The 8,223-nt window shown below is 64.0% G+C and carries 7 protein-coding genes; 5 read left to right on the top strand and 2 right to left on the bottom strand.

Features of this window, described 5'->3' with window-relative positions:
• Positions 1 to 192: 192 nt before the first annotated feature.
• Entirely contained in the window at positions 193 to 1,788 is a 1,596-nt protein-coding gene (gene rtcR / locus CN311_RS22665) for an RNA repair transcriptional activator RtcR (RefSeq protein WP_097575929.1), read from the top strand.
• Positions 1,789 to 1,814: 26 nt separating this feature from the next.
• Here the strand turns inward: rtcR and CN311_RS22660 are convergent, their stop codons facing one another.
• Positions 1,815 to 3,059, bottom strand: a complete 1,245-nt coding sequence (locus CN311_RS22660) for an ATP-binding protein (protein WP_097575928.1) — start codon at positions 3,057 to 3,059, stop codon at positions 1,815 to 1,817.
• Complete coding sequence (locus tag CN311_RS22655) at positions 3,056 to 3,784, bottom strand: response regulator (protein WP_097575927.1); 729 nt, start codon at positions 3,782 to 3,784, stop codon at positions 3,056 to 3,058. The genes CN311_RS22660 and CN311_RS22655 overlap by 4 nt, the downstream gene beginning before the upstream one ends.
• Before the next feature lie 214 nt (positions 3,785 to 3,998).
• On the opposite strand from CN311_RS22655, the gene CN311_RS22650 reads away from it, so the two are divergent.
• From CN311_RS22650 to CN311_RS22630, 4 genes are all read left to right on the top strand, one after another.
• Entirely contained in the window at positions 3,999 to 4,700 is a 702-nt protein-coding gene (locus tag CN311_RS22650) for a hypothetical protein (RefSeq protein ID WP_097575930.1), read from the top strand.
• A 72-nt stretch (positions 4,701 to 4,772) separates the two neighbouring features.
• Complete coding sequence (locus CN311_RS22640) at positions 4,773 to 5,489, top strand: efflux RND transporter permease subunit (RefSeq protein ID WP_245440912.1); 717 nt, start codon at positions 4,773 to 4,775, stop codon at positions 5,487 to 5,489.
• On the top strand, positions 5,473 to 6,753 hold the full coding sequence (locus CN311_RS22635) for an efflux RND transporter periplasmic adaptor subunit (RefSeq protein ID WP_097575925.1): 1,281 nt from the start codon (positions 5,473 to 5,475) through the stop codon (positions 6,751 to 6,753). Before CN311_RS22640 ends, CN311_RS22635 begins: the two co-directional genes overlap by 17 nt.
• 8 nt (positions 6,754 to 6,761) lie before the next feature.
• Positions 6,762 to 8,223, top strand: a 1,462-nt coding sequence (locus CN311_RS22630) for an efflux RND transporter permease subunit (RefSeq protein ID WP_208866558.1), incomplete at its 3' end; no start/stop codon positions are given.

The raw sequence follows: 8,223 nt of genomic DNA, 5'->3' as shown, positions 1-8,223 counted from the left end.
TTCACACCAGCTGCTTTACAAGTTGCGTGCCAGTTTGAAGAGATAGCCTGACTTTTGGTTGCGAATTGATGATAAACTATTGATTTTATTATCTAAATAATTTTCTGATGGAAATCAGGCGACAATCGAAGTTGTTTACGCTAATGTCAGAGAACTGATATAAAATTATCTTAGTTTATACTAGAAGATAAAATGCGAAGACGCGTGGCGATAGGCATTCTCGGCACCACGCTCGATGCAAGCGGGCGGGATGATCGCTGGAAAAGGTGGCGGCCAACGGTTGCGCTGTGCCAGCAGCCGGGGCTGTTCATCGATCGGCTGGAACTCATCCACGATTTGCATTCGCAGCGATTGGCCACTCAGATCATCGCCGACATAGAACAGGTTTCGCCGGCGACCGAAGTTCGGTCGCATATCGTCGGCATGAAGGACCCCTGGGACTTCAGCGAGGTCTATACCGGACTGCGCGACTTTGCCCGCGCCTATCAATTCGATCCCGAGAAGGAAGACTATTTCGTCAACATCACCACCGGCACGCATGTCGCCCAGATATGCTGGTTCCTGCTGACCGAAGCGCGCTTCATCCCGGCGCGCCTGCTTCAGCTCTCGCCACGCAAGGAAGGTGGTGATTATCCCACCGGCAGCCATTCGATCATCGATCTCGACCTGTCCCGCTACGACGCGATCGCCACGCGCTTTGCCGCCGAACGCGACGAGGCGACGTCCTTCCTGAAGTCGGGCATCGCCACGCGCAATCCCGCCTTCAACCAGATGATCGACCAGATCGAGAAGGTGGCGATCAGGTCGCGTGCGCCTGTGCTGCTCACCGGCCCAACAGGCGCCGGCAAGTCGCAACTGGCCCGGCGCATTTACGAACTCAAGAAGGCGCAACGACAGGTGTCCGGCGCTTTCATCGAGGTCAATTGCGCCACGTTGCGCGGTGACCAGGCGATGTCGACGCTGTTCGGCCACATCAAGGGCGCCTTCACCGGTGCCCACAACGAGCGCGCCGGGCTGATGAAATCGGCCAACAAGGGCGTCCTGTTTCTCGACGAGATCGGCGAGCTCGGTCTCGACGAACAGGCCATGTGCCTGCGCGCCATCGAGGAAAAGCGTTTCCTGCCGGTCGGCGCCGATCAGGACGTCATGTCGGATTTCCAGCTTCTCGCCGGCACCAATCGCGATCTGTCGATCGGCGTGAAGGAGGGCAAGTTTCGCGAGGATCTTTTTGCTCGCCTGAACCTGTGGACCTTCCAGCTTCCAGCCCTGCGCGACCGCAAGGAGGACATAGAGCCTAACCTCGAATTCGAGCTCCGCCGGTTCGGCGAGCGCGAGGGGCAGAATGTCACCTTCAACAAGGAGGCGCGCGAGTTCTATTTGAGATTCGCCATGGCGCCTGATGCCATGTGGCGAGCGAATTTCCGCGACCTCTCGGCCTCCGTCACGCGGATGGCCACTCTGGCCCCGCTTGGCCGCATCAACGAAGAAGCCGTGCGCGACGAGATCGAGCGACTGACGGCGCTGTGGCGGGCCGGCGACTCCAGCGACCGGGAAGCGATCCTGCTGGACGTTCTCGGTCCCGACCGCCAAAGCCGGATCGATATGTTCGATCGGGCGCAGCTTGCCGCCGTACTTGAAGTTTGCCGCAACAGCAAATCCATCAGTGCGGCTGGGCGAAAACTGTTCGCGGTCTCGCGGCTGCAAAAGACCAGCGGCAACGATGCCGACCGGCTGCGCAAATATCTCTCGCGGTTCGATCTGAGCTTCGAGGACGTGGCCCGAAGCTGATCAAGATAGCTCGCTCGCGTCCGTGGTCAGGAGACAGCGTCGAAAACCACCCTCTGGGCAAGGCCGCCGCCCGGGCGGTTCTCCAGGGTGATGGTGCCGCCGTGGCGTTCGATGATTTCCTTGGCGATGGCGAGGCCGAGGCCGGCGCCTGGAATGGACTGCCTGCGGCCGGGATCGACGCGAAAGAAGGGCTCGAACGCCTTGCCGAGCTGCTCCGGCGGAATGCCGGGTCCGCGATCGGCGATGGTAAGGGTGGCGCGATTGTCGGCCGCGGACAGGGAGATGCCGCAGCCCTTGCCATGCGTGGCGGCATTGACGATCAGGTTGCGCAGCGCGCGGCGCAGGCCGAGCGCGCCTGCCCTGACCGAGACCTTGTCGAGATGGCCAACCGACACGGCATGGCCGAGCGAAATCATCTCGGCCTCGATGTCGTGGACCAGCCGGTCCAACTCGACCGGCTCGACGGCATCCTGGTCGACCTCCTCGCGCACCAGCCTGATGGCGCTGTCGGCGATGCGGTCGAGTTCGTCGAGGTCGTGAAGCCATTTCTCCCGGTCGTCGTCGAGGAATTCGGCCCGCAGCCGCATCCGCGTCATCGGTGTTCTCAAATCATGTCCGGCGGCTGCGACCAGCCGCATGCGGCTTTCCATGGCGGTCTTCAGCCGGGACGAGAGCTGGTTGAGCGCATGCGCCGTCGCCTTGACCTCGGCAGATCCCACTTCCGGCACCGTCGCCAGTACGCCATCCGACCCGATCTTGGAGACGGCGGCCTCCAGCATTTCAAGCGGCCGGATCAGCACAGAGGTGAAATAGACCGAGACGGCCGTGGCGCCGGCCACGATCAGCGAGATCCAACCGGCAAGAACCAGCCATTCGCGCCCTGGTGGCTTGACGTGCGGAACCTTCATGATGGCCCAACGGTTGTCGGGCAGGCGCACCGATGCAAGCTGACCGGGTTCTTCCGCCTTCTCGCTGACGACGGCCGAAACGTCGAGGCCCCGGCGGTGCAGGATATCGTTGAGCATCGCCGTTTCCGCCCGGTCCACCGTGCCACCAGCCGGATGGTCGCTCAGTTCCACCGGGAAGACGTCCGGAATTTGGCTAGGGCGCAGCCGCATCACGATTTCCACCTGCTGGGCGACCCAGGGCATGGTCAATTCCGGCGGTGGCGCGCCGCCGCGCACGCTGATGACGGCGGCCGTCGCCAGGCCGACCACGCCGACGATCGAAGCGACCAGCAACAGGATGAGACGCCGGCGCAGCGAGTTCATGCCTCGGCCTCCACCGTATCGACGCGCGCGGTGAGCTGGTAGCCGCCATTGCGCACGGTCTTGAACAGCGGCACGTCGCCGGCGTCGGCGAATTTGCGGCGCAGCCGGCTCATCAATACGTCGACCGAGCGTTCGAGCGGGTCGCGCTCGCGGCCCTGCGTCAGATCGAGCAGCTGGTCGCGCGACAGGAGTCGGCCGGGGCGGTCGAGAAACACCTGCAGCAGGTCGAACTCGGCGCCGGTAAGATCGATGAGCGCGCCCTCGGCATCGGTCACCTTGCGGGTGTCCGGCTCCAGCCTGTAGCTGGCGAAGCGGTAGATGCGCGGGCGCTGCGCAGCCGGCGCCTCCTCGGGCGCTGAGCGCCTGAGCACGGCGCGGATGCGGGCGGTGAGCTCGCGCGGATTGAACGGCTTGCCGAGATAGTCGTCGGCGCCGAGCTCAAGGCCGATGATGCGGTCGACATCCTCCTTCAGCGCGGTCAGCAGGATGACCGGAATGTGTGGTTTGCGGTCATGCAGGCTGCGGCAGATATCGAGCCCCGAACCATCGGGCAGCATGACGTCGAGCACGATCAGGTCGAACTGGCCCGAACCGAGCTTCTGCTCGCATTCGCGACGGTCGGCCGCGACCGAGACGCGAAAGCCCTGGCCGTCCAGGTAGCGCTGGAGAAGGGTCCTGATCTCGCGATCGTCGTCGACGACGAGGATATGGGGTTGTGACTGCATTGCCGTGCCGTTCCGCCTTGCTTGCCGTTGATTATAGGGAGAGCCGAGCCCAAGCGGCATGGAAAATTGTCACCGAATGTTTCCGACCGGCCGCGAGAAACATTCGGAAACAAATTGCCCTTTTGCGGAAACCTTCGGCAACAGAGCGAAGCGAAGGGGAAAAGGAGGCCTCCTATTCTGCCGCTATCCGAAGCATGCGGGAAAGGATTACATCATGCAAAGCAGACTTCTTGCTCTCGGCCTCTTCTCGGCCGCGCTCATCCATCCGGCGCTGGCGCAGCCGACCGAACCTGCCGGCGGACCCGGCGGGGAGCTTCCGGTTGTCGCGATGCAGGACGGCGCGAATGACGGCGCGATGCCGTGGCCCGGTCCACACCGGTCGATGCGGTCGGGACCGGAAGACCCGCAACAGTTCGGTCCTCAAGGCATGGGGCCGCACGGTTTGAGACCGCTTGGCATGGGGCCGCGCCGCATGGGGCCGCCGCCGGAAATGCTCGCCGCCCGGCTTTCCGCGCTCGAGACCCGCATCGGCATCAGGACGGAGCAGCTCGACGCCTGGCGCGACTATACCAGCGCGCTGCAGGCGATGCTGGCGCAGCCCGATCATGGCCCGGGTGGCGCCAACCCGGAAGCGCCCGGCGCCAAGGCTCCGCGCGCCTTCGCTTTCCAGGAAAGATTGGCAGACGATCTAACCCAACGCGCAGCCTCGGCTGCAAAGCTGAAGGAGGCGATTGCCACGCTTCGCGTCAAGCTGACGCCCGAACAGCTCGAAATCCTTGCTTCGGCGGACAGACCTCATGGACCACCCCGAGGGCCATGGGACAATACGCCGGATGATGCAGCCGGCCCCGGAGGCCTGCCCGATTCTGGCAGGCCGCTTCCGCCACCCCTACCCCGGACGGGCGGGCAACGCTGACCGGCTGCACCGGCCGGCCCGTTTGGCCTACCCCGCGATCGGGCCGGCCGGCCTTTTGTGAAAGAGACTTCCATGTGGGAGATGTTCCTGATGCTGCGGCTGCTGATGGCGGCCGCGCCCGAACAGCATCGCCGTGGTTCGGCGGCGACGCTGCGGTCGCTGCAGGCCTTCACCGGCGCCACCAGGCTCGTCTTCGGTACCTGGCGGCTTTCGCTCGGCGCTCCCCTTGAGAGAACCGGTCCAACCGACGGCAAAAAAGCCCATGGTCGCCAATTCATCGCGCAAGATGATCCTGGTGGCGCTGCCGCTGTCGGTCGGCGGTGCTCTGGGCTTCTTGCTGATCACCGGCAAGGCACTTGGCATATCGCCGCTGATCTGCTGATGGGCACCGCGGCCAAAAACTCGATCCTGCTCGTAGAGTACGCTCTGGTGGCGGAGAAGGAGCGCGGCATGAGCCGCTTCGAGGCACTGCTCGACGCCGCGCGCAAGCGGGCGCGGCCGATCGTCATGACGTCGATCGCCATGGGCGCCGGCATGTTGCCGATCGCGCTTGGCATCGGCGCCGACGCCGAGACGCGCGCGCCGATGGCGATCGCCGTGATCGGCGGACTCATCTCCTCGACCCTGCTCAGCCTCGTCTACGTGCCGGTGGTCTACACCATCATGGATGACATCCAGCGCTTCCTCGGCCGGCATCTCAGCCGGCTGCTGGTGGAACCATCCGATGCCGGCAGTCAGGCGGCTTCAGTAATTTCAGGGAAAGATCCAGGCCATGCGCATCCAGTCTAGTCAGTCTCCGCTGCCGGTACGCCGGCTCGCGCCCTGGGCCGGAATGCTGTGCGCGGCGCTTCTTCTGGCTGCCTGCTCGCAGGAGCAGAGCAACGCCCCTGCAGGCATGGGCGGTGTCGGCAAACCCGAGGTCGGCGTCGTCACCTTGCATCCGCAATCGGTGGCGATCACCGCCGAGCTGCCGGGGCGCACCGCGGCTTCGCTGATTGCCGAGGTCCGGCCGCAGGTGAATGGCATCATCCAGCAGCGGCTGTTCAAGGAGGGCAGCGAAGTGGTGGCGGGGCAGCCGCTCTACCTCATCGATCCGGCAAGCTACAAAGCGGACTATGACAGCGCCGTCGCGGCCCGGCAGAAGGCGGAGGCCGCCTTGCCTTCCGCGCAGGCCAAGTTCGACCGCTATGCCGGGTTGCTGAAGCAGAACGTGGTCTCGAAACAGGATTATGACGATGCCGCCGCCACGCTTGCACAGGCCCAGGCGGATGTGGCGTCGGCCAAGGCCAGCGTCGAGACCGCGCGCATCAGTCTCGACCGCACCTCGATCACCGCGCCGATCGCCGGCCGCATCGACAAATCCACGCTGACCCCCGGGGCGCTCGTAACCGCCAACCAGGACACCGTGCTGACCACCATCCGTGCGCTCGATCCGATCAATGTCGATGTCACGCAGTCGAGCACCAATCTGCTCAATCTGCGCCAGGCCATTTCGGAAGGGCGGCTGAAGTTCAGCGGCCCCAATGTCAGCGTCAAGCTGAAGCTCGACAACGGCACCATCTATGCGCAGACCGGCAAGCTGGAATTCTCTGGCGCCAATGTCGACCAGACGACCGGCACTTTCGCGCTGAGAGCCGAGTTCCCCAATCCGGACCGCCTGCTTCTGCCCGGCATGTATGTGCGGGCCCTGGTTGAGGAGGGCGTCGCTCAGAACAGTTTCCTGGTGCCCCAGCGCGCCGTCAGCCGCAACACCAAGGGTGAGGCGACGGCGATGGTCATCAATGCCGAAGGCAAGGTCGAGACCCGCGTGCTGGCCGTGCGCAACAGCGTCGGCAACAACTGGCTGGTGGATTCAGGCGTCGGCGATGGCGACCGCGTCATCGTCGAGGGCATGCAGCTCGTGCGCGCCGGTGGCGATGCAACCGCAGTCGAAGTGACGATCGACGAGGCGACCGGAGAGATCGAGGAGCGTCAATCCTCGGCCGCGCCCGCTCCCATGCAGGCAGCCGATAGCAGCCAGAAACCGGCGCAAGGCGCCTCAAGCAGCAACTGAGGCACGTCATGTCCGCGTTCTTCATCAACCGGCCGATCTTTGCCTGGGTGATCGCCATCGTGATCATGCTGGGCGGTCTGCTGGCGCTCACCTCGCTGCCGATCTCGCAATACCCGCAGATTGCGCCGACCACGGTCAATATCAGCGCGACCTATCCCGGCGCCGATGCCCAGACCGTGGAAAATTCGGTGACCAAGGTCATCGAGCAAGGCATGACCGGCATCGACAATCTCGACTACATGACGGCGACGTCGACCTCGACCGGTTCGGCCTCTATCACGCTGACCTTCACCACTGCCGCAGATCCCGACACCGCCCAGGTGCAGACGCAGAACAAGCTGCAACTGGTGCAGTCGCAATTGCCGCAGGTGGTGCAGAGCAACGGCATCACCGTTTCCAAATCGTCGACCGGCTTTCTGATGGTCATCGGCTTCGTCTCCAGCGACGGCAAGATGAACTCGACCGATCTCGCCGACTATGTCGACGCCACCGTCAACGACACGCTGAAACGCGTCGAGGGTGTCGGCTCGACGCAGCTTTTCGGCTCCGGCTATGCCATGCGCATCTGGCTCGACCCGGACCAGCTCGCCAAATATGCCCTGATGCCGAGCGATGTGGCTTCGGCGATCGAGGCGCAGAACACGCAGGTTTCGGCCGGCCAGCTCGGCGGCCTGCCGGCGCGCAAGGGCCAGCAGCTCAATGCAACGGTGACCGCCAAGAGCCGGCTGCAAACCGCCGAACAGTTCCGCAACATCATCCTGAAGAGCCAGACGGACGGGTCGCTGGTTCGGCTCAACGACGTCGCCACCGTCGAACTCGGCGCCGAAAGCTATACGACACAAGCCAACTACAACGGCAAGCCGGCAGCGGGCGTCGCCGTCAATCTGGCGACCGGCGCCAACGCCATCAACACCGCCGAGGCGGTGCGCACGACGATCGCCCGGCTGAGCTCGACCTTTCCGCAAGGGGTCGAGGTCGTCTATCCCTACGACACCTCGCCCTTCGTGCGGCTGTCGATCGAGGAGGTGGTCAAGACGCTGGCCGAGGCGATCGTGCTGGTGTTCCTGGTGATGTTCATCTTCCTGCAGAATTTGCGCGCGACCATCATCCCGACCATCGCCGTGCCGGTGGTGCTGCTCGGCACGTTCGGCGTGCTGTCGCTGTTCGGCTATTCGGTCAACACGCTGACCATGTTCGCCATGGTGCTGGCCATCGGCCTGCTCGTCGACGATGCCATCGTCGTCGTCGAGAATGTCGAACGTGTGATGCAGGAGGAAGGGCTGCCGCCGAAAGAGGCGACGCGCAAGTCGATGAACGAGATCACCGGCGCGCTGATCGGCATCGCCACAGTGCTTTCGGCCGTGTTCGTGCCGATGGCTTTCTTCGGCGGCTCCACCGGCATCATCTACCGGCAATTCTCGGTGACCATCGTCTCGGCGATGGTGCTGTCCGTGCTGGTCGCGCTGGTGC

Source organism: Mesorhizobium sanjuanii (assembly GCF_002529485.1).
GTDB classification, from domain to species: Bacteria; Pseudomonadota; Alphaproteobacteria; order Rhizobiales; family Rhizobiaceae; genus Mesorhizobium; species Mesorhizobium sanjuanii.
This window is presented reverse-complemented; position numbering and strand designations above follow the sequence as displayed.

Coding starts and splice junctions, on each gene's coding strand:
- CN311_RS22650 (WP_097575930.1), top strand. CDS start 3,999: ATGCAAAGCAGACTTCTTGCTCTCGGCCTCTTCTCGGCCGCGCTCATC.
- CN311_RS22655 (WP_097575927.1), bottom strand. CDS start 3,784: ATGCAGTCACAACCCCATATCCTCGTCGTCGACGACGATCGCGAGATC.
- rtcR (WP_097575929.1), top strand. CDS start 193: ATGCGAAGACGCGTGGCGATAGGCATTCTCGGCACCACGCTCGATGCA.
- CN311_RS22640 (WP_245440912.1), top strand. CDS start 4,773: ATGTGGGAGATGTTCCTGATGCTGCGGCTGCTGATGGCGGCCGCGCCC.
- CN311_RS22660 (WP_097575928.1), bottom strand. CDS start 3,059: ATGAACTCGCTGCGCCGGCGTCTCATCCTGTTGCTGGTCGCTTCGATC.
- CN311_RS22635 (WP_097575925.1), top strand. CDS start 5,473: ATGCGCATCCAGTCTAGTCAGTCTCCGCTGCCGGTACGCCGGCTCGCG.